The 18,579-nt window shown below is 59.6% G+C and carries 24 protein-coding genes, 2 tRNA genes and 1 pseudogene; 15 read left to right on the top strand and 12 right to left on the bottom strand.

The genetic code is table 11. The features are described from left to right. Window positions 1-89: 89 nt before the first annotated feature. From modA to J4E58_RS07140, 6 genes are all read left to right on the top strand, one after another. Entirely contained in the window at window positions 90-857 is a 768-nt protein-coding gene (gene modA, locus J4E58_RS07165) for a molybdate ABC transporter substrate-binding protein (RefSeq protein ID WP_007921726.1), read from the top strand. Then, window positions 858-1,538: a molybdate ABC transporter permease subunit gene (gene modB, locus J4E58_RS07160; protein ID WP_009044232.1), complete on the top strand. Its 681-nt coding sequence runs from the start codon at window positions 858-860 to the stop codon at window positions 1,536-1,538. Between the two features lie 3 nt (window positions 1,539-1,541). Then, window positions 1,542-2,630 carry a molybdenum ABC transporter ATP-binding protein gene (gene modC, locus J4E58_RS07155; RefSeq protein WP_087090538.1) on the top strand — a complete coding sequence of 363 codons (1,089 nt, stop codon included), beginning with the start codon at window positions 1,542-1,544 and terminating at the stop codon, window positions 2,628-2,630. Between the two features lie 87 nt (window positions 2,631-2,717). After that, window positions 2,718-3,746, top strand: coding sequence for a DNA topoisomerase IB (locus tag J4E58_RS07150; protein WP_087090536.1), 1,029 nt, complete (start codon window positions 2,718-2,720; stop codon window positions 3,744-3,746). Window positions 3,747-3,932: 186 nt separating this feature from the next. Beyond that, a complete protein-coding gene (locus J4E58_RS07145) occupies window positions 3,933-5,573 on the top strand; it encodes an ABC-F family ATP-binding cassette domain-containing protein (RefSeq protein ID WP_087090534.1) in 1,641 nt (546 codons plus the stop codon). A 70-nt stretch (window positions 5,574-5,643) separates the two neighbouring features. Next, a complete protein-coding gene (locus tag J4E58_RS07140) occupies window positions 5,644-5,853 on the top strand; it encodes a hypothetical protein (protein WP_007921709.1) in 210 nt (69 codons plus the stop codon). A gap of 243 nt (window positions 5,854-6,096) precedes the next feature. Here J4E58_RS07140 and J4E58_RS07135 read toward each other — a convergent pair whose 3' ends face one another. Further along, a complete protein-coding gene (locus J4E58_RS07135; RefSeq protein WP_038578481.1) occupies window positions 6,097-6,417 on the bottom strand; it encodes a YbjQ family protein in 321 nt (106 codons plus the stop codon). 210 nt (window positions 6,418-6,627) lie between these two features. Here J4E58_RS07135 and J4E58_RS07130 point away from each other — a divergent pair, with 210 nt between their 5' ends. Continuing rightward, on the top strand, window positions 6,628-6,954 hold the full coding sequence (locus J4E58_RS07130) for an isochorismate lyase (protein WP_087090532.1): 327 nt from the start codon (window positions 6,628-6,630) through the stop codon (window positions 6,952-6,954). 63 nt (window positions 6,955-7,017) lie between these two features. Here the strand turns inward: J4E58_RS07130 and J4E58_RS07125 are convergent, their stop codons facing one another. Both J4E58_RS07125 and J4E58_RS31850 read right to left on the bottom strand, forming a co-directional pair. Beyond that, window positions 7,018-7,218: a hypothetical protein gene (locus J4E58_RS07125; protein ID WP_007921704.1), complete on the bottom strand. Its 201-nt coding sequence runs from the start codon at window positions 7,216-7,218 to the stop codon at window positions 7,018-7,020. 114 nt (window positions 7,219-7,332) lie between these two features. Continuing rightward, window positions 7,333-7,536, bottom strand: coding sequence for a DUF6021 family protein (locus J4E58_RS31850; protein ID WP_007921703.1), 204 nt, complete (start codon window positions 7,534-7,536; stop codon window positions 7,333-7,335). 405 nt (window positions 7,537-7,941) lie between these two features. Between J4E58_RS31850 and osmE the strand changes: the two genes are divergently transcribed. Then, entirely contained in the window at window positions 7,942-8,310 is a 369-nt protein-coding gene (gene osmE / locus J4E58_RS07120; protein ID WP_087090530.1) for an osmotically-inducible lipoprotein OsmE, read from the top strand. 479 nt (window positions 8,311-8,789) lie between these two features. Here the strand turns inward: osmE and J4E58_RS07115 are convergent, their stop codons facing one another. Both J4E58_RS07115 and J4E58_RS07110 read right to left on the bottom strand, forming a co-directional pair. Beyond that, window positions 8,790-9,302 carry a fimbrial protein gene (locus J4E58_RS07115; protein ID WP_087090528.1) on the bottom strand — a complete coding sequence of 171 codons (513 nt, stop codon included), beginning with the start codon at window positions 9,300-9,302 and terminating at the stop codon, window positions 8,790-8,792. Between the two features lie 416 nt (window positions 9,303-9,718). Beyond that, complete coding sequence (locus tag J4E58_RS07110) at window positions 9,719-10,162, bottom strand: anti-virulence regulator CigR family protein (RefSeq protein WP_007921700.1); 444 nt, start codon at window positions 10,160-10,162, stop codon at window positions 9,719-9,721. A 115-nt stretch (window positions 10,163-10,277) separates the two neighbouring features. Between J4E58_RS07110 and J4E58_RS07105 the strand changes: the two genes are divergently transcribed. The 4 genes from J4E58_RS07105 to J4E58_RS07090 all read left to right on the top strand — a co-directional run bounded on the left by J4E58_RS07105 (window position 10,278) and on the right by J4E58_RS07090 (window position 12,389). Then, window positions 10,278-10,739, top strand: a complete 462-nt coding sequence (locus J4E58_RS07105) for a hypothetical protein (protein WP_007921699.1) — start codon at window positions 10,278-10,280, stop codon at window positions 10,737-10,739. A 241-nt stretch (window positions 10,740-10,980) separates the two neighbouring features. Continuing rightward, the gene (locus J4E58_RS07100) at window positions 10,981-11,154 is read left to right on the top strand and encodes a hypothetical protein (RefSeq protein ID WP_172963006.1); all 174 of its coding nucleotides are present in this window, start codon (window positions 10,981-10,983) and stop codon (window positions 11,152-11,154) included. A 307-nt stretch (window positions 11,155-11,461) separates the two neighbouring features. Then, a complete protein-coding gene (locus tag J4E58_RS07095; protein ID WP_087090526.1) occupies window positions 11,462-11,791 on the top strand; it encodes a hypothetical protein in 330 nt (109 codons plus the stop codon). Between the two features lie 169 nt (window positions 11,792-11,960). Beyond that, a complete protein-coding gene (locus tag J4E58_RS07090; RefSeq protein WP_087090524.1) occupies window positions 11,961-12,389 on the top strand; it encodes an N-acetyltransferase in 429 nt (142 codons plus the stop codon). 104 nt (window positions 12,390-12,493) lie between these two features. On the opposite strand, the gene J4E58_RS07085 is transcribed toward J4E58_RS07090, so the two are convergent. Continuing rightward, window positions 12,494-12,880, bottom strand: a complete 387-nt coding sequence (locus J4E58_RS07085; protein ID WP_087090522.1) for a DUF5329 domain-containing protein — start codon at window positions 12,878-12,880, stop codon at window positions 12,494-12,496. Window positions 12,881-12,949: 69 nt separating this feature from the next. After that, the gene (locus J4E58_RS07080; RefSeq protein WP_178082609.1) at window positions 12,950-13,147 is read right to left on the bottom strand and encodes a hypothetical protein; all 198 of its coding nucleotides are present in this window, start codon (window positions 13,145-13,147) and stop codon (window positions 12,950-12,952) included. Between the two features lie 336 nt (window positions 13,148-13,483). Here J4E58_RS07080 and J4E58_RS07075 point away from each other — a divergent pair, with 336 nt between their 5' ends. Next, window positions 13,484-13,876: a hypothetical protein gene (locus J4E58_RS07075; RefSeq protein WP_037033833.1), complete on the top strand. Its 393-nt coding sequence runs from the start codon at window positions 13,484-13,486 to the stop codon at window positions 13,874-13,876. A gap of 51 nt (window positions 13,877-13,927) precedes the next feature. Here the strand turns inward: J4E58_RS07075 and J4E58_RS07070 are convergent. The 4 genes and pseudogenes from J4E58_RS07070 to J4E58_RS07055 all read right to left on the bottom strand — a co-directional run. After that, window positions 13,928-14,089: pseudogene (locus J4E58_RS07070) on the bottom strand (DUF1993 family protein); the annotation flags it as partial. A gap of 179 nt (window positions 14,090-14,268) precedes the next feature. After that, window positions 14,269-14,418: a hypothetical protein gene (locus tag J4E58_RS07065; protein ID WP_007921689.1), complete on the bottom strand. Its 150-nt coding sequence runs from the start codon at window positions 14,416-14,418 to the stop codon at window positions 14,269-14,271. A gap of 189 nt (window positions 14,419-14,607) precedes the next feature. Then, window positions 14,608-14,844, bottom strand: a complete 237-nt coding sequence (locus J4E58_RS07060; RefSeq protein WP_087090518.1) for a YceK/YidQ family lipoprotein — start codon at window positions 14,842-14,844, stop codon at window positions 14,608-14,610. A 215-nt stretch (window positions 14,845-15,059) separates the two neighbouring features. After that, window positions 15,060-15,146: transfer RNA gene (locus J4E58_RS07055), tRNA-Leu, on the bottom strand. Window positions 15,147-16,277: 1,131 nt separating this feature from the next. Here J4E58_RS07055 and J4E58_RS07050 point away from each other — a divergent pair. Then, complete coding sequence (locus J4E58_RS07050) at window positions 16,278-17,000, top strand: molecular chaperone (protein WP_087090516.1); 723 nt, start codon at window positions 16,278-16,280, stop codon at window positions 16,998-17,000. A gap of 196 nt (window positions 17,001-17,196) precedes the next feature. Continuing rightward, window positions 17,197-18,114, top strand: coding sequence for a fimbrial protein (locus tag J4E58_RS07045; RefSeq protein WP_087090514.1), 918 nt, complete (start codon window positions 17,197-17,199; stop codon window positions 18,112-18,114). A 314-nt stretch (window positions 18,115-18,428) separates the two neighbouring features. Here J4E58_RS07045 and J4E58_RS07040 read toward each other — a convergent pair. Next, window positions 18,429-18,502, bottom strand: a tRNA-Cys gene (locus tag J4E58_RS07040). Between the last annotated feature and the right edge of the window lie 77 nt (window positions 18,503-18,579).

The following is an 18,579-nucleotide window of genomic DNA, read 5'->3' as shown; positions in this document are numbered from 1 at the left end:
TTTCCATATACAGCGTTTCACCCACCCCCGGTGCCGTCCATTTCCAATACCGCCAACCGCCCAACGTCCCTTCGCCAATGGAGCTGTTCATGAACCGTCGTCTCTCAGGTTTTGCCCCGACCTGCCTTGCCGCCTTGCTCGCCGCCTGCGCTTTGGGCCCGGCCCAGGCCGCTGAAGTGCAGGTGGCGGTCGCCGCCAACTTCACCGCGCCGATCCAGGCCATCGCCGCCGACTTCGAGAAAGACACCGGGCACAAGCTGGTGGCCGCCTATGGCGCTACCGGGCAGTTCTATACCCAGATCAAGAACGGCGCGCCGTTCGAAGTGTTCCTCGCCGCCGACGACAGCACCCCGGAAAAACTCGACAGCGAAGGCGCCACCGTCAAAGGCTCGCGCTTCACCTACGCCATCGGCACCCTGGCGCTGTGGTCGGCCAAGGCTGGCTACGTCGACAGCCAGGGCCAGGTGCTCAAGGCCAACCAGTACCAGCACCTGTCCATCGCCAACCCGAAAGCCGCGCCTTACGGCCTGGCCGCCACCCAGGTATTGGCCAGGCTGGGCCTGAGCGAGCAGGTCAAGGGCAAGCTCGTCGAAGGCCAGAACATCACCCAGGCCTATCAGTTCGTCTCCACCGGCAACGCCGAACTGGGCTTTGTCGCCTTGTCGCAGATCTACAAAGACGGCAAAGTCAGCAGCGGCTCGGCCTGGATAGTCCCGGCCGAGATGCACGACCCGATCAAACAAGACGCGGTGATCCTCGACAAGGGCAAGGACAACCCGGCGGCCAAGGCCCTGGTTGACTACCTCAAGGGACCGAAAGCCGCTGCCATCATCCAGTCCTACGGTTACCAACGCTAAATGCCGCTATCGAGTGCCGACTTTTCCGCCATCTGGCTGACCCTGCAACTGGCGTCGCTGACGACCCTGATCCTGCTGATCGTCGGTACGCCGATTGCGTTATGGCTGTCGCGCACTCGCTCGTGGCTGCGGGGACCGATCGGCGCCATCGTCGCCCTGCCCCTGGTCCTGCCGCCGACGGTGATCGGCTTTTACCTGCTGCTCGCCCTCGGCCCCAACGGCTCTATCGGCCAGCTCACCCAGGCCCTCGGCCTGGGCACCCTGACCTTCAGTTTCAGCGGCCTGGTGATCGGCTCGGTGATCTATTCCATGCCCTTTGTCGTGCAGCCGCTGCAGAACGCCTTTACCGCGATCGGCACCCGTCCGCTGGAAGTGGCGGCGACCTTGCGCGCCAACCCCTGGGACACCTTCTTCAGCGTAATCCTGCCGCTGGCCAGGCCCGGCTTCATCACCGCGGCCATTCTCGGGTTCGCCCACACCGTCGGCGAGTTCGGCGTGGTGCTGATGATCGGCGGCAATATTCCCGAGAAGACCCGGGTGGTCTCGGTGCAGATCTACGACCATGTCGAAGCCCTGGAATACGCCCAGGCCCACTGGCTGGCCGGTGCCATGCTGGTGTTCTCGTTCCTGGTGTTGCTGGCGCTGTACTCCAGCCGCAAACCCCGCGCTGGCTGGAGTTGAATCGTGAGTGCATCGATCCATGTGCGCCTCAAGCGCACCTATAAAGATTTCAGCCTCGACCTCGACCTGGAGTTGCCGGGCCGTGGCGTCACCGCGTTGTACGGGCATTCCGGCTCCGGCAAGACCACCTGCCTGCGCTGCATCGCCGGCCTGGAACAGGCCGAGCAGGGCCTGGTGCGGATCAACGACGAAGTCTGGCAGGACAGCCAGCGCCAACTGTTCGTGGCGCCGCACAAACGCTCCCTGGGTTATGTGTTCCAGGAAGCCAGCCTGTTCACCCACCTGTCGGTGCAGGCCAACCTGGAGTTCGGCCTCAAGCGCATCCCGCGCGCGCAGCGTCGTGTGGACATGGCCCAGGCCACCGAATTGCTGGGCATCGGCCATCTGCTGCGGCGCCACCCGCACAACCTGTCCGGCGGCGAACGCCAGCGTGTCGGCATTGCCCGCGCGCTGCTCACCAGCCCGCGGCTGCTGCTGATGGACGAACCCTTGGCGGCCCTCGACAGCAAACGCAAAGGCGAGATCCTGCCGTACCTCGAACGCCTGCATGACGAGCTGGAAATCCCGGTGCTGTACGTCAGTCACTCGCAGGATGAAGTGGCGCGCCTGGCCGACCATATCGTCCTGCTGGAAAACGGCCGCGCCCTGGCCAGCGGGCCGATCGGCGAAACCCTGGCCCGTCTCGACCTGCCCCTGGCCCTGGGCGACGACGCCGGAGTGGTGATCGAAGGCCAGGTCAGCCACTACGACGCCGGCTACCAACTGCTGGCCCTGCAACTGCCCGGCAGCCAGCTGCGGGTGCGGGTCGCCCATGCGCCGATGGCCATCGGCAAGCACTTGCGCTTCAAGGTCCAGGCGCGGGACGTCAGCCTCAGCCTGCAAGCCGGCGAGCACAGCAGCATCCTCAACCGCCTGCCGGTGAAGGTCAGCGGCGAAATCCCCGCCGACAACACCGCGCATGTCCTGGTGCGCCTGGATGTCGCCGGCAACCCGCTGCTGGCACGGATCACCCGCTACTCCCGCGACCAGCTGGAGCTGCACCCGGGCCAGCAACTCTGGGCCCAGATCAAGGCGGTGGCCGTGCTCGCCTGACTCCCCGGCAAATCGGTTGGCACCCCGGCGCCGCACCGCGGTCAATCGCCAGACAGGCCTGATCGATTGATTGCCAAGGATTCCGCCATGCCCGATAGCCCACTGCGCCCGGACCTGCCACCTGACCTGCATTACGTCGACGATACCCAGCCGGGGATCAGCCGCAAAAAAGTGCGCGGCACGTTCGTCTATTTCGACCCGCAAGGCCAGCGTATCCGGGCGCCCGACGAGATCCAGCGGATCAACGCCCTGGCCGTGCCGCCGGCTTATACCCAGGTTTGGATCTGCGCCGACCCGCGCGGTCACCTGCAAGCCACCGGCCGCGACGCCCGCGGGCGCAAGCAGTACCGCTACCACCCGCGCTGGCGGGAAGTGCGCGACGCCGACAAGTACTCGCGCCTGCTGGAATTCGGCAGCGCCCTGCCGCGCCTGCGCCAGCGACTGGAAGCCCTGCTGGCCACGCCCGGCTTCAGCCGCGACAAGGTCATGGCCACGGTCATCAGCCTGCTCGACGCCACACTGATTCGTGTCGGCAACAGCCAGTACGCCCGCGACAACCGCTCCTACGGCCTGACCACCCTGCGCAACCGGCACGTGGCAATCAAAGGCAGCTCGATCCTCTTCCAGTTCCGCGGCAAGAGCGGCATCGAACACCAGATCAGCGTCAAGGACCCGCGCCTGGCGCGGATCCTCAAGCGCTGCCTGGAGCTGCCCGGACAGAACCTGTTCCAGTACCTCGACGAGAACGGCGAGCGCCACAGCGTCAGCTCCTCCGACGTCAACGCCTACCTGCAGGAGCTGACCGGTGCCGATTTCACGGCCAAGGACTACCGCACCTGGGCCGGCAGCACCCTGGCCCTGGCGGTGCTGCGCGAGCTGCACTGGGAACCCGAGGCCGAGGCGAAAAAGCACATCGTCGAAATGGTCAAGGACGTCGCCCGGCAACTGGGCAATACCCCCGCCGTGTGCCGCAAGTGCTACATCCATCCGGCGCTGCTCGAGGGCTTCGTGCAGGGGCACCTGGCCGCCCTGCCGAGGCCGCGCAAACGCAAAGGGCTGCGGGCCGAGGAAGTCAGCCTGAGGATATTTCTCGAGCGCCTGACGCAGCAGGCCTGAGGCTTTTGGCAATAGCCGCCCGGGTACCGCCGGGTTGTCATCCGGGACGCTGGCGCGTTAGGCTAGCCGCCCTTCCCCGTCACCGGACGATTGCCGACGTGAACAACTAAGCCTTCCAGAAATGTACTCGCGACAAGCCGCCTTGCAGCGCTTGTTGGCCTTTTTCGACATTTTCCGGAGGTGCTGATGACTCACGTCACATGGCTGCCTGCGCTGGTCTCCCTGAACCAGCTGACCTTCCAGTTCGCCCATGGCGAAACCCTGTTCGACTCACTCGACCTGACATTCGATGCCTTGCCCACCGGCATAGTCGGACGCAATGGCACCGGCAAGAGCGTGCTCGCGCGCCTGATCGCCGGCGAGCTTTCGCCATCCTCGGGCAGCGTCACGCGCTTCGCCCGCGTGGCCTATGTGGCCCAGGAACATCTGGCGCAGGAGGGCCAGAGCGTTGCCCAGGTCGCCGGCATCGCTGAGACCCTGGCCGCCCTCGAGCGCCTCGCCGCGGGCCAGGCCTCGATGGCCGACCTGGCGCAGGTAGACGAGCGCTGGGACCTTGGCGAACGCCTGCGCCGCCTGCTGGACGAGGCCGGTCTCGACAGGGTCGGCCCCGACGATCCGGCCGCCAGCCTCAGCGGCGGGCAACGCGCGCGTATCGCGGTGATCGGCGCCCTGCTCAGCGATGCCCAGCTGCTGATACTCGACGAACCGAGCAACCACCTCGACGAGCCCGGTCGCCAGTGGCTGCTGGCGCAGCTTCGGCAGTGGCGCGGCGGACTGCTGCTGATCAGCCATGACCGCCAGCTGCTGGCGCAGATGCAGCGCATCGTCGAACTCACGCCCCAGGGCGCGCGAATCTACGGCGGCAACTACGCGGCGTTCCGCGCCCAGCGCGAAGCCGAGCACGGCGCCGCGCGGGCCGCCCTGGAACACGCCCGAACCGAACGCAGTCGCGAACAAAAGCGCCTGCAGCGCGAGCACGACACTATCCAGCGCCACGCCGCCGGCGCCCGGCGTTATGCCGACACTGCCAACATCGCCAGCTTTGAACGGATGAAGATAAAGGGCGCCGCCCGGGACATCATGGGCCATGTACGCAACCGCCAGCAGGGCCACAAAGACAGTCTCGATCAGCAGGTCCGCGACGCCTACGCGCGGCTGGTGCCGCAGGCGCCAACCCTGGTGACGCTGCCCGGCACCGCGGTGCCCCAGGGGCAACAGGTGTTCTGCCTGACCCGAGCACAACTGCCCTGGCTGCCGCCCGAGGCCGCTGCCAGCTACCTCGACCTGACCGTCACCGGGCCCATGCGCATCGCGGTCAGCGGGCCCAACAGCTGCGGAAAATCCACCCTGCTGAAGATGCTGGCCGGCGAGATCCAGCCCTTGAGCGGCCAATGCGAAGTGCGGGTGGCCAGTGCTTGCCTTGACCAGCGCCTGTCGCTGCTCGATCCCGAGCGCTCGATCCTCGAACACCTGGGAGCCCTCGACCGGCCACTGCAAGAAGGCCTGCTGCGTAGCCGCCTGGCCTTGCTGCAACTCGACGCCCGGCGCGTGACCCAGCCCTGTGGCCGGCTCAGCGGCGGCGAACGGCTCAAAGCCGCGCTGGCGATTGCCCTGTGGCGCGACACACCGGCCAAGCTGCTGCTCCTGGACGAGCCGACCAACCACCTGGATCTGGAATCGGTGGAAGCCTTCGAAAGCGCCCTGCGCGATTTCCCCGGCGCGATGCTGGTGGTGTCCCACGACCGCGAGTTCCTCGCCGCCATGGCGCCCAGCCACCGGCTGCAATGGACACCAGCCGGCTGGAGGCTGGACGAGGAAAACCAATGAACAGGCTTTTGCACGAATTTCAAAGTTGCTTCTATAGTTGCTCTGAGCAGCTATCAACCAGGGAAGCGCCATGGAAGACATTTTTGTCGTAAAGCGCTGCAACAAGATCATCATCCAGGGGCGACGCGCCGGGGAAGCCGCCCACGGCGCGCCGATCGCCGCCCACTGGTATCGCATCGCCGACACCCGCACCGATGGTTTCATCGGCGATGGCTACGACCTGCAAGAGGACGCCGTGCGCGAGTGCCGCAGGCTCAATGCCGCCAGCCGCCGCGCCTGAAACCATGAACAACCGGGGGCTGCGGCCACTCGCTGGCAATGATGAAATTTCTTTCACTGTGAACCCGCCAAGGCTTCGCTAAAGTGGCTCACGCTTATTGAAGACTCCCGACTGGCCCACCGCTCCCCCGGTGGGTCTTTTTTATGGGCGATCAGCAAGGGCCGGTCGGCGCTCTGGCAGAGGATGCCAGGCATAAAAAAGCCCCGCACACGGGCGGGGCTGTGCGATGCGGGTAGCCGTCGCTTACTTGAGCCTGACAGCGGTGCCGGTGACAAAAACCACCACCATGCCGCCACGGCCGCTGGGCATGCTGATCTCGTAGTCCAGGCCGATCACCGCATCCGCGCGCAGATCGCGGGCGCGCTCCTTGATCTCGTCGGTCGCCTGCACCCGGGCTTCTTTCAGCGCCCGCTCCAGGGTCTGGGAACGCCCACCGAAAAAATCGCGCATCCCGGCGAAGACATCCCGCACGACGTTGATCCCCTGCACGGACTCGGCGCTTACGATATCCAGGTACTCGGCGATCTCTCGCCCTGCGATCGCGTGGGTGGTAGTGATAATCACGGCATTCTCCTTTGACCGGCGCACCCCTGCCCTGAACCCGGGCGGGGTCGCAAAAAAACGCGATGGTAACAGACCCTCCGCGGGTGGCCACGGAGAGCATGCCGGACGCGGTTGCCGCAGCGGCCTGCAAGGCGATGCCAAGGGCGAGCCTGTCCGTGATTAAATCCGCCAGCGGATAACCGCAGATCCTTTCCCACCTGGAGTATTCACATGGATGTCATTCAGTCGCGAGCCCCCGAACGATGCGCAGGCATGGAGGATATCCGCCGCGAGATCGATCGCCTCGACCAGGCTGTCATCAAGCTGCTGGGCGAACGTTTCCGGTACGTCTTGGCCGCGTCGAAATTCAAGACCTCGGAAACCGCCGTGCGCGCCCCCGAGCGCTTTCGCGCCATGCTCCTGCAACGCCGGAAATGGGCCCAGGCCGAGGGCCTGAGCGCCGACGCCATCGAAAAGCTCTACAGCGACCTGGTGCAACACTTCATCGCAGAGGAGCTCAAGGGCTGGAAATCCGCCCAGGCCCAGTCGCCGGCCTGAGGGCAAAAGAAAACCCGACAGCCGGGGAACAAGCCAGGCTGCCGGGCAGGGTCGTGGATGGGGTTATCGGGTATTGGCCCCTCGCGCAGCCTTCTTGGCCTTCGCCTTGTAGGCCGGCAAGGCTGCCGCGTAGGCCAGGGCCTCCTCCCGGGTGCCAAAGGAGCCAAGACGGTCGCCCTTGGTGCAGACCCGCCAGGGGCCGCTGTTGACGCTGACCACGTCATAGCCGTTCATGTGCATCTTGTTCAGCATTGGAACGCTCATAATCGCCTCCCTTTCGGTAGAGATCGGCCGAGGTTGTCGCGAACACCTTACACCCGGTCAGCGCGGGTGGGGGTTCCATCCATCGCCACCGGGCGGGAACGCGCTGCCGGTCTTTCACTTGGGCTTCAGGTTTCCCAGAGGGTCATACGCCCGGGACTTGGGTTCTTTCTCCGGCCTGTTGTCCCTGGGCGCTTTCGCCGGACCTATCGGGTCCACCTGCGGATCGGCCAGATCCGGAGAGTCAGGGTCGAAGCCCAGTTCGTCCTTGCCGGAAGCATGCTCGGATGAACGCGGGCCCGTTGGCCTGTTCGTACTCATGGATACCTCCCGACCACGATGGAATGTCTTTCAATGAGAGGGCCATTCTCATGCAAGGTGCAAAACAGCTGACGAATGGTAATCGATCAAACAGCGTTTTCTGCCGTGCTTATGGCGTTTTGACAGGTCTGCCAGAGCCGAATCATCAGCTGCGTTATCAGCCCGTACCCTGGCCTGCGTTTCGTCGCCCTGTCGTTGCTAGGGCCATAGCGCAAGCGCACACTGGCTGCAGCTGACGGATCAGCTCCCCCTCTGCAAAAAGCCCGCCCATGCGGGCTTTTTGTCTATCTGCCCTCCCCGCGTCCCGTCTTTCGCGAATACGACCCGCTGCCCTCGTCGCTCGGCTTTACTTCAACTGATGCACCCAGGTGTCTCTTCATGACACCTACCATCGGGAGCCCTGCCATGAACAAAACACTTATCGTCATGACCGCTCTGCTGTCAGCCGTCGCCGGTTGCACCAGCGACGCTCATGTCTACCGCAATCAGCCGCTGGTGGCGAAGGTCGAGACCGGCATGACCCAGGAACAAGTCCGGCAGATCGGCGGCGAACCTGTGGCCGTCACCCCTCGCACCGTGGAACTCGGCACCTGCTTCGACTATGTGTTGACCCAGGCCGGCCATAAACAGCCGTTCAATGTCAGCTTCGACGGCAACGGCAAAGTCGATCACAAAAGCTTCCTCACCTGCGCCGAATGGAGCCACGCCCAGCAGAAAGCCAGGGCTCCAGGCAGCGGCACGGGTGGCATGGGCGGTATGGGTGGCGGCTATTGAGCTGCGCTGGCCAGAATTGGCGGCGATAGCGGGTATGCATGGCCAGATGAAATTTCTTTCACTGTGAGCCGAGCGCCAGGTGGGTAGATTCCACCCTGCTCATTCAACTATTGGCCCGCTCTCCGCGGGCTTTTTTTTACCTTGCAGGAGGCCCTTGAGGAAGGAGCCAAAGTGGCTTCGAGTGGCGGGAAGGCCCGCCGAAGGCAAATTCCAGGCAAAAAAAAGCCCAAGTAGCTGATGGACACTTGGGGCTAAAAATGCATAAACCGTGGTAGGTGAACGCGGGGCTATCTTAACGTCCCGAAGAACATGTAACAATATATTTTGAGGTTATTTTTACCCTAAATATTTTATAAGCCCTTAAATAACCACATGTTTTTTCTGGCAATGGCCGATTCGTCACCTTGTTGGCGCCAGCAAAAAAGCGCCACCGCCCTTCTTTTCACATGACTACGCCTGCGTGAACCGCTTGCCTGCCATCAGGCATACAGGATCACGCACTCCGAAAACGAGGAAAACTCACCGGCTTCCACTGGCCCGTTGGCGCTGACCAACCTTGCCGCGAAGGACAGCCTGAAACCCGGCGCCACCGGGTATTCGGCACGCCCTTCATGGCCCAGAAGCACGACTTTTCCCTCGCTGTCCAGCAGTTGAACGCCCACATTGCATGCGGAGCCAGCCTCTTCATAGTCATTCATCAAGATCACACCATCGCTGGTGATGCCATCAAAGTAGACCTGGACCTTGCTCGCCCCCTTGAGCCTGTCTTCGTTCAACTCGACGCTGAAAAACTGCGGAAGGCTGCCACCCGCCTGAAGCACATCAAGGCTCGATGTACCCAGTTCGACCACCTGCTCCATGCCGCTGGAGCGCCGACGTGAGGCGCCGGGAATACCACTCGCCCCCAGGCCATTATCAGGATCGATCGTCCACGCGGGTGCGGTAACCCTGGCGCGAAAATCAAAGAACTTACCAACATTTTGAGTGGGCATTATTTATTCCTTTAATTGAATGCAAACATGCGATCGGTTCAGTCCGGAGCAGCCACCCAGGCCGCTCTCCCTGCCTGTCGCCATGCACTTTTTCAATGGGCGAAACGCAGCCGGCTCGATAGTCGGTGCCAGTCAAAAAAGCGCACACGGCGAACGCTGAAACCTTAGAACGGCGCCAAATCGGCGTCCCTAGGACACTTCCGAAACGCTCCACTCAATTATCAGATCGCGCTGGAATGTTGCTGAAGAGGTGGCTCGGCAAAATCTCCGCCAAGGCGGTTATCCGTACTTGAGCCAACGAAAAACAGGGGGCACTGGAATCGAACCAGCATCAGGATGTTAGGGGAGTGCCGGACGCTGTATGTCAGGCAAAAAGCCCGGTCTTGCACCGGGCTTGCTGGTGGGCCGGCCCGGAATCAGTCCAGGGCGTCGTGCAGGACTTCGTAGATGATGCCTGTCGCGATGGCGACTAGGATCAAGTCAGTGCCGGCCTGTTGCCACTCATAGCCGTCATAGTGCGGTAGGCGACCGAGCATCCGGCCATCGAGTTTTTTCGCGATGCCCGGCGGCAGTGGCTTGCCTCGGGCCAGGTTTTTCTGGATGCCCGGCGGCAGGGCCGGCCCGGGTGACCAGTAGTCACGACTGTCGCCAATGATCACGCGAACACCGCCGACATCGACTTGAGGGCCGTCATACCTCCCGCCCTGCTTGTAGTCCTGGGATTTGTTGCCTTTATTGCCATGTCCGCCCTGATTGCCATGGGGGTTGCCCTTGCCGTTCCCTGGGTCCGCATACAAGGCAGTCGAGCCGAATAAAAACGCGGCGCTTGCTAAAACAGCTACAACCGAACGAGTCGTCATCTCTGCAATCCTCTGCATGAATCCAGCCGTGGTGCCATTCGTCATGACACCCGAACTATAGACAGCCGATTGCGTCTTAGTTCATGCAAACCTCTCCTTATCTATGGAAGCGATCATGCTTTTAAAGAAAAAAAATCTCGTGACTGCCGTGACCTGTGTACTGATGCTGGCTGCAGCTCCTCTGCTCCCCATGACGTCCGCTTATGCCAAGGACGGTGGTGGCCATGGTGGCGGAAATGGCGGTGGCAACGGCGGGGGGCATGGCGGTGGTAACAGTGGTGGTCATGGTGGCCAGGCAGGTGGTCACTCGGGAGGGGTCAGCAGCAAGGGCCATAACGGCGGCCTGAAAAGCGACCCAGCCGGCAAATCGGTTCGCAATCTTGGAGAAAATGGCAACCATTACGGCAGCATTCGTAATGACAGCAACGGCCATGGCTCGACCACTTCCGGCGTGGCTCATTCCAAAGATACCCGCGGACTGTCAAAAGCCACTGCGATCTCGGACACCACGCCCGGGGACCACAACTCGAAAGGCCTGGGCAACGCCAGCGTCTCCTCGAGCAAGAATGATCGATAGACCCAGCCTCATGCTCTCCAGCTGAATCGGTTTCAACACCCTCGGTTGGTCAGCATCGCCCCGCATGAAAAGCCCGGTCCAGCGCCGGGCTTTTTCGTACCTGCCTTCGCCCGGCAGCACCCTCGTCTGCCCTCATGGCTCGGGCACAGATGAAACTATCTTTAAGTAACCTTCATGAAGCGAAGCGTCTGAGTGCCTACCCTTGCGGGACCGACAAAGTGAACTACAGGAGTAACCCACGATGTTTTCCCATGAAGGTCTCGGTCTGATGTCCATCTTCATTGTCCTGCTGCTGTGCGTGCTGGCGATGTTCATTCATCCTGTGCACGCACTCTGGAGCTGGGTTCAAAGGCGTAGACGCAGGTTGTCGGTAGAAAACGCAGGGCGTGAAGGCAAGCCCTTTTCTTCGCGCTGAACAGGCACCCATCCAACGAGGCCCGGCCATGTCCGGGCTTCTGCTTTCTTGCTTCTACAGAACCGCTCAGCTCTGGCTCAGGCGCCATCAGTGGGTACCACTCGTCCAGACCACGGGACCCTGTCCCGTTCCTCATCTACACCTTTAACCATGGACTTCCGGTCGTATTCATCCGACCTCTTCAGCACCGCTCTTGGATATGGATAGAGAGGATCGGGCAGCCGGTATTCGATTCGATGGCACACGAAGCGCCATACGAAACCGCAGTACCCCAAGCTTCGGGCTTCATTTCTCAAGGAACGGAAAAATGATCACGAACTGCACGAACTGGCATGCCTGGCTGGACACCATGCCACCCAAACCGGACGAGCTTCATGTCGTTGGAGACGTTGAAGTTGCCAACCCAGGGGTCAAGGCCTATCTGACGGTACGAGTCCCGCAGGGTATCAACCCGGCAATACTCCTGCTGGATCTGCACCTGTACCAAAGGCCAGGGGATTGGATTCAGACAATCACCTGCACACAAGTCAGGTTCACCCGGGTGCTGCCGCCCAACGCCACGCTCTACAGCGCGATTGAAATCTTCCACAACGGCGAGCGAATCGCGTACATCGACAAAATCCCACACATCTCCTGACTGATCCGTACTGCATCAGTGGAGCCTTGATATCCGACTGCGACCGCCTGATCCTCGATCAGTCGGTCGCCTCCCTCGCCGCACTCCTGCATCTTTTAATATGTTGGCTATTGAACTGGCCAGCGCCTGCTTCTAGCCTGCAACCCGTTATCAGGAAAGCGCAAGAGAAATGATCAGAAGATTTGAACAGCAAGATATGGATGCCGTGCTGGACATCTGGCTGCAGGCCTCGCTGAAAGCCCACAATTTTATCGACGCCTCATTCTGGCAGTCGCAAGTCGACAACATGCGCAACCTGTACCTCCCGGCGTCAGAGACCTATGTCATCGAGCGACAATCCAAAGTGCGGGGTTTCTATTCGCTGCACGACGACCAGTTGGCCGCCCTCTTTGTTGCACCTGAATTCCAGGCCAAGGGGATTGGCAAGCAACTGCTCGCCCATGCCAGGGCACAGCGTCCCGTGTTGAGCCTGGCGGTGTACAAGGACAATATGGCCAGTTGCGGCTTTTACCTGGCACAAGGCTTTGTCGTGACCCACGAGCAGACGGATGAGCAAACGGGACAGCAGGAATACCTTATGAGCAGCAACCTGCTCTGATCCATGTAGCCCGTCACGGTATATCCAGCCCTGACTTTTTATTGCCCTCCAAAAAACCAAAAAGCCCAGCGTACGAGCTGGGCTTTGCCTGGCCAAAAACTGAATCAATGAGGCTGACGCTGCCTCTGCAACTCTGCCTTTAACCAGCTGCTTGCCGGTTGCGATCCCGTAGCACAGTGCACCTCATAGGCCTTGCCACTCATGCTGCTTTTAGTGGCCGCGAGGTCGATAAAGTCCTCCGCGCTGCTCACCATGTTCTTGCCTTCGAGGTAATTCAGTTTTTTCTCCAGGTGCTGCCGTGCCTGGGGGGCTGGATACTCGGTGCCATTACGCACGAACTGGCACTGGCTGTGCTCGACAAAGTCTAGCAAGCCCTTTATCTCCCGGGCTGCCTGAGGCGTCGTTTGCGCCTGCGCGTTAGTCGCCATTGCCAAGGCGGTGATACCAGCCGCCATCAGCCATCGAGCCCACTCACCGGTAAAAATTCGCATCCTTCGTCCTTGTCTTGAAACTGAGCAATATTGTCGGATCTGGCCGAGTATCACCCGGCACCAGGTCGGTCAAACTTCGATAGGGAAAATCGGCTGAACTTCCTGCTCCATATCCGCGTTTTCTATCGCGGCCTCAAGTTTGGCCAGGAAGGCTGGGTTCAATTTAGCTTCAAGCAGATTGACCTGCTCTACCGCCCTCTTTTGCTCAACCATCTTGGCAAGTTCTGCATAAGAAAGTCTGGGTGCCGCGTTTTGAATAGTTATCACTGAAGCTCTTCCTTGGTTCATCCGTCCAGCCCACCAGGGGCTTGGCGGCAAGTGTATCCCCTGTTCCGCGCCCGTCCCAACTCATCCGGCCAGCGCTTGAGCATATCGGTACTCAATATCTTCTTTTTATCGATACCTGGCGCATCCGGGCCTGGAAAGCCACACCGCTCAAGCGCAGCCTTAAGCTGCCGCGCATGACTGTCCATGCCCAGGTCTGGCAGTGTTTTCGCCCTGCCATAGACCAATGGTGCCGCCAGTCGTCGTCGCAGCGTTGACGCTCTACCCCTTAAGGCGCGCAATGGCCCCCTAAAAATGATCGCCTTGGGGCCTTTCCAGATGGCAAAGATCATAGTGCTGGCCGGTGACTTCCCCCAGGGTGATGCGGAGTATCTGCGCGGAACCATCACGCTCAAGACCCCCAATAAACCTCTAGTAGGGAAAAGCTTTCTCGTCTCCGAATTCAAGGAACTCATCGTCGAAAATACCGATTCGAACAAGAACATAAAGAGTGCCATAGGCCTTGGAGTGGTGGGTGCCATGTTTCTTGGGCCGGTAGGAGCCGTCGCCGGCTATCTTCTGGCGGGCCACAATACCGAAGTGACATTTCTGGCCACCTTGAAGGATGGTCAGACACTGCTCGCTGCAACCGATAACGAGACCTACCAAGACATCTCGGCGCGCTTCAACAGAAAAAACCCTCCTGACAAACGCGATAAAACCGAGCCTTGACGCCCGGTTCAGCACTTTTCTTTTAGTCCGCCTGGGAAATCAGACAGTCGCTTACTGCCGCAAGTAGGCGAACATGTGCTGCACATAGTCGGCTTTACCGAACGGCACGCCGTTATGTCGCAGGATGTTGTAGGCCGTGACGAGGTGAAAGTAGAACTGTGGTGTCTCCCAGTTCACCGCGTACTCATTACCAGTCATACAGACTGCTGCGTTTTGCCAGCCAGCAGAACCGTCCCCTGCGCAACCGGCAAATATTGACCAATGGCCGGATGGCGGATTGAGAACCGCGCGATAAATGCGCAGGAATGGAAAAACAACAAGGCTGACCGGATTGAGCGGCCATTCACAGTCAGCCTTGTCGTTGGGACAGCTTCAACCCGGGAAACGGCGGATTACCATTGGCCCGAGAAGATGCAGGTCAGTGCTTCGATACCGCTGAACTTCCACAGCGAGTCGTTACAGTCTCTGGCGAATGCGTGGGCGTTCGAGGCGGTGAGGGCCAAAACCACTGCGGAGGCGTAGACGATTTTCTTGAATGACATGGTGAATCTCCTTTTTCGTATCGGCACTTTCTTGTGAGAGCCACCCCGACGAGGATGGTCATCCGCACTATATGCCCGGCCTCGGCAGCAGACGATTAGGGCTGGTGTGCTAATGGCGAATACGCATCACCCCAGGCCATCGACAAATTGCGCAGGGCTCCCGCTTTGCAGACGAAAGCCAAAAACAGATTAGTCATTGCAGCTGTACTGATACTCGAATGGAAAAAACACCGTATCGACCACCAAGGAAAACGGTGCATCGATCAGTAAAAAGGGAATCAGCTTTCCATGGGAGGTGCCTACCAACCACCAGTCCAGGCGCACGCCCTTGTAGGGGCAAGAGTGGTCGTAGTCCATGCGCATCGCCACCGCGGCGCAGCCGCTCAGGCAATTGACCAACACCAACAGAATCACTTTCCGAAACACCTAATGTCCTTATTACATCCATCTGCAGAGCTGTGTAGACGTCTCTGCGATACGCCAGTGACTTTTGCCCAATGGCAATGACAGAGAAATACCTCCGCCAGCAGAAAGGCAAGAAAGCCTCTCCAACCGCGTAAATCGCAGACCGGATTTGAATTTGCGGGCCGGAAACGAACAAGGGTTTGCATCAGCTTTCGCCAGCAAACCCTTGAAATAGATGGTGCCCGAAGCCGGAATCGAACCGGCACGCCCTTACGAGCGGGGGATTTTAAGTCCCATGCGTCTACCAGTTTCGCCATTCGGGCGGTAGCGCGGTGTTGCGGTCTGAAAGGCTTGAGCCGTTTCAGCGCCTTGCGGCAAGGGGGTGAAATATATACATCCCCTCCCTTTGAAGCAAGTTCGTTGGCGTCAAATTCAAGACTGAATATCGAGCCTGCCCATAAACAAAAAGCTCCGTAAATCATAGATCTACAGAGCTGTTTCTATCGGTGGGGGCTACGGCCGGAACCGAACCGGCGCAGAAGAAAGCTGCATGCCACTGATAAAACCAGAGATGCCAGCAGGCTATCACACCAAAAAAATCATAACCATATGATTTTAAAAGAATTATCAATTAAGAGACAGGCAAAGGCAGATTTTGCCCAACCGGCGCAGGGATCCTGGGATGGCTGAACTCATGGGCCAGCGGAGCCGAAGACACAGGCCATAGGCCAAACCGCGAAGGAGCGATCAGCGAAGCCTAAGGACAGAGAAAGAGCTGCATCACTCTTCCGGATTTTTTCAGCGAGGGATTATGCAAAGGCACCGCAACATCACCCGGCACAATGCCGGATCTGAATTGGCGCCCACCCTGACCAGCTGTTGGCCGTTCAGCAATCCATCGTAAACACACCTGGCCGGGCAAGCGGGACCACTCTAATCAGAGCGGCCGCGCATGTCTCGAAGACAATTCTGAAGAAACCTGAACGGTTTGAGGAAAACCTGGGCGTAGCCGGCAGAAGCACGCGTGCGAGCAACTCGGTTGAGCGGTGATCGGACGGGCTAGCGTATCGACGCAAGCGTTCGAGGCGGGGCTGGCTTGCTGCTTATCCAACTCGGCGAACAGGGCACAGCAACTCCCTTACCCGCCAAGCCAATATCTTGAACGGACTGCGATAGCGAACCGGTGGATGGGACGCCATCAATATAGCGAGTAGGTCGCGCTATACCTGCCAAAAGTCGCGGAATACTCCCGATTGTGCACTTCTATCCCAGGGCCCCAGGGGTCACCAGCGTTTTAAGAATCGACTGATACCTGGGAAAGTCCAGTGCCACTAGTATCCCCAGGCTTTTATAAAGGCATGCGATGAAAGTCCCACAATCACCCGCATTGACTAATGAACACGCCATAAGAAAGAAGCGCACCGATGTCTCTTTCAACACTTTCGAGAAACTCCATGAAAAAGTCCCTTGCCATGAGTGTGGCATTTGCCGGACTTCTGTCGTTGTTTGCCCTGCCCTCCCATGCCGGTATCTCATTGAATGAAACTCGAGTGGTACTGACCGGACCGAAGAAAGAAACTTCCATGCTGGTGCTGAACGATGAATCGACACCCATCATGATCCAGTCCTGGATCGAGCCCTTCGGCACGAGCACCGATCAGGACGTCCCCTTTGCCCTCACCCCTCCGCTGAAACGCCTGAACGGGAACGCCCGGCAGCAGTTGCGCATTCTCTACCAAGGCATGGGGCTACCCGCGGACAGGGAGTCGGTGTTCTGGTTGAGCGTGCAGGAAATCCCCCAGAAGTCGAAGGATGAAAACATCCTGCAGATTGCCGTGCGCCAGCGCATCAAGTTGTTTTACCGGCCCGCCGGCTTGCCAGGCGACGTTGACCAGGCCCCCTCCAGGCTGCAATGGCGCAGGGTGCCCAAGGAGGGCAAGCCCGGCCTGGAAATAAGGAATGATTCCGCGTTTCACATTTCTTTCGGCACGGTGAACGTCAAGAGCGGTTCGAACAGCTATCCGGTTCCCGCGACAATGCTGCCCCCCTATTCAAGCCAATCATTCGCAATCGAGGGGGCATCTTCCCTGGCGCCAGGCGGAGCAACAAAGATCGAGTTCGAAAGCATCAACGACGATGGCGTAGCGGTACAGCACTCAGGCGACCTATCCAGTTGAGCCAGGTTAAAGATCAGAACTCTTTGTTTGTCGCTGAACCCGCGTCTTGTTATCGGCTGAATGCTTAGTGAAATACACACGTCGCCAACAATCTTCGCCTAAACAAAGAGATTCATTTCCGAACGCATGGAACCAGGGTGCGCAAGAGCGATTCACCCACGACCCCTATTCAAGGTCGATCAGAGAGAAACAGCCAATGAAGACCACAGCAGAAAGAATTTTCAGCGCAATATTTATCGCACCGTGCGTAATAGCATTCATAGCCCTCGCCATGTCACCGGCCGCGAAGGCAGCAGATGTAACAGCATTCGGGCTGGAGCTCTCGATCCCGAAAAACATGGCCAGCGGCACCATACTGGCTCGACATTACATCACTCCGCAGCAGGCATGCGGCGAATCGAAGTGCACAGTCCAATACGTTACCGCCTACCCAAATGGCGGCGCTATAACCTCAAGTGCAACAGTAATCACCACGAACGTCTCGGGCATATCGACTCGTTTGTTGATCAATGGGAGAGCCTACGGAACTTCACAGTTAGGGGTCGAATTCACCCAGCCAATCGAAGTACAGTTACTTAGCGATGGTCGAACAAATCTAGGCGGTTCCCTGGCTGGCAGCCAGTACAATCCGAACTACTACACCATCGGCATGAGAAATTCTTTGTACATTTACCTGAAGGGCACTATCACCCCGATTGACGGTACCTGTTCGGTGCCGGGCCAAACGGTAAAGCTACCCAAGACCATGCTGAACCGCCTGGACCGTATCGGCTCGACAGCCGGCACCCAGAGTTTCCAGATACAGATCAACAACTGCCCCAAGGGCTATAACCGGATTGGCTATACCCTTGATCCGGTTGGCGGCGTGATTGCGAACTCGCCTGGGGTATTGCCGCTTACTGGCGGTTCGACCGCCAGCGGCATAAAGATCCGGGTTGAAAACGCCCAGGGCGCTCCGGCAACCATGGAGAACTCGATAACGGTCGATGGATACAACAAAACGGCAGGTGGCTCGTTTGCCATTCCGATGCAGGCGTCCTACATCAGGACTGACGTGACGGCTACACCCGGAACGGTAAACGGAGCAATGATCGTGCTTCTGGATTATCGGTAACCTTTCCCGCTCGTTATCCTGCTTGCCTCCTTCGAACCAACGGCAGGAGGCTCCGCCAGTCGAGCCCATCGCTTCCACACAGCGGACGATGCCCCCCGAAAGAGCCAGCCGGAACAAAATGGCGCCCAGTCCACCCATCTCGCAGCCAAAGTCCTGCGCACGAACGAAGGCTCCCATGAAGGCAGGTTCGCCGACCAGAGACACCCGATCCAGCGGCTCCGTCGCGTCTACCGCCTGGCCCCAACGATGGAACGCCTACTTTCCTCCAGCCAATAAAAAAGCCCGTAGATCATTGATCTACGGGCTTTTCAGTTTGGAGGCCGAGGTCGGAATCGAACCGGCGTAGGCGGATTTGCAATCCGCTGCATAACCATTTTGCTACTCGGCCAAACTTTCGATGCTTTGCAACCGCATCAAAGGCATACAACTCGAAGCTGGAAACCTGAACTTGATCTAGCTTCCAAC

Origin of the sequence: Pseudomonas sp. FW305-25 (assembly GCF_017351415.1) — a bacterium.
Classification (GTDB): Bacteria; Pseudomonadota; Gammaproteobacteria; order Pseudomonadales; family Pseudomonadaceae; genus Aquipseudomonas; species Aquipseudomonas chlororaphis.
The sequence above is the reverse complement of the archived record's forward strand: the minus strand, read 5'-3'. Positions and strand labels throughout refer to the sequence as shown.

Excerpts from the sequence above, each read along its gene's own strand:
- modA (WP_007921726.1), top strand. The coding sequence starts at position 90 with ATGAACCGTCGTCTCTCAGGTTTTGCCCCGACCTGCCTTGCCGCCTTG.
- modB (WP_009044232.1), top strand. The coding sequence starts at position 858 with ATGCCGCTATCGAGTGCCGACTTTTCCGCCATCTGGCTGACCCTGCAA.
- J4E58_RS07150 (WP_087090536.1), top strand. The coding sequence starts at position 2,718 with ATGCCCGATAGCCCACTGCGCCCGGACCTGCCACCTGACCTGCATTAC.
- J4E58_RS07145 (WP_087090534.1), top strand. The coding sequence starts at position 3,933 with ATGACTCACGTCACATGGCTGCCTGCGCTGGTCTCCCTGAACCAGCTG.
- J4E58_RS07140 (WP_007921709.1), top strand. The coding sequence starts at position 5,644 with ATGGAAGACATTTTTGTCGTAAAGCGCTGCAACAAGATCATCATCCAG.
- J4E58_RS07130 (WP_087090532.1), top strand. The coding sequence starts at position 6,628 with ATGGATGTCATTCAGTCGCGAGCCCCCGAACGATGCGCAGGCATGGAG.
- J4E58_RS07125 (WP_007921704.1), bottom strand. The coding sequence starts at position 7,218 with ATGAGCGTTCCAATGCTGAACAAGATGCACATGAACGGCTATGACGTG.
- J4E58_RS31850 (WP_007921703.1), bottom strand. The coding sequence starts at position 7,536 with ATGAGTACGAACAGGCCAACGGGCCCGCGTTCATCCGAGCATGCTTCC.
- osmE (WP_087090530.1), top strand. The coding sequence starts at position 7,942 with ATGAACAAAACACTTATCGTCATGACCGCTCTGCTGTCAGCCGTCGCC.
- J4E58_RS07115 (WP_087090528.1), bottom strand. The coding sequence starts at position 9,302 with ATGCCCACTCAAAATGTTGGTAAGTTCTTTGATTTTCGCGCCAGGGTT.
- J4E58_RS07110 (WP_007921700.1), bottom strand. The coding sequence starts at position 10,162 with ATGACGACTCGTTCGGTTGTAGCTGTTTTAGCAAGCGCCGCGTTTTTA.
- J4E58_RS07105 (WP_007921699.1), top strand. The coding sequence starts at position 10,278 with ATGCTTTTAAAGAAAAAAAATCTCGTGACTGCCGTGACCTGTGTACTG.
- J4E58_RS07100 (WP_172963006.1), top strand. The coding sequence starts at position 10,981 with ATGTTTTCCCATGAAGGTCTCGGTCTGATGTCCATCTTCATTGTCCTG.
- J4E58_RS07095 (WP_087090526.1), top strand. The coding sequence starts at position 11,462 with ATGATCACGAACTGCACGAACTGGCATGCCTGGCTGGACACCATGCCA.
- J4E58_RS07090 (WP_087090524.1), top strand. The coding sequence starts at position 11,961 with ATGATCAGAAGATTTGAACAGCAAGATATGGATGCCGTGCTGGACATC.
- J4E58_RS07085 (WP_087090522.1), bottom strand. The coding sequence starts at position 12,880 with ATGCGAATTTTTACCGGTGAGTGGGCTCGATGGCTGATGGCGGCTGGT.
- J4E58_RS07075 (WP_037033833.1), top strand. The coding sequence starts at position 13,484 with ATGGCAAAGATCATAGTGCTGGCCGGTGACTTCCCCCAGGGTGATGCG.
- J4E58_RS07065 (WP_007921689.1), bottom strand. The coding sequence starts at position 14,418 with ATGTCATTCAAGAAAATCGTCTACGCCTCCGCAGTGGTTTTGGCCCTC.
- J4E58_RS07050 (WP_087090516.1), top strand. The coding sequence starts at position 16,278 with ATGAAAAAGTCCCTTGCCATGAGTGTGGCATTTGCCGGACTTCTGTCG.
- J4E58_RS07045 (WP_087090514.1), top strand. The coding sequence starts at position 17,197 with ATGAAGACCACAGCAGAAAGAATTTTCAGCGCAATATTTATCGCACCG.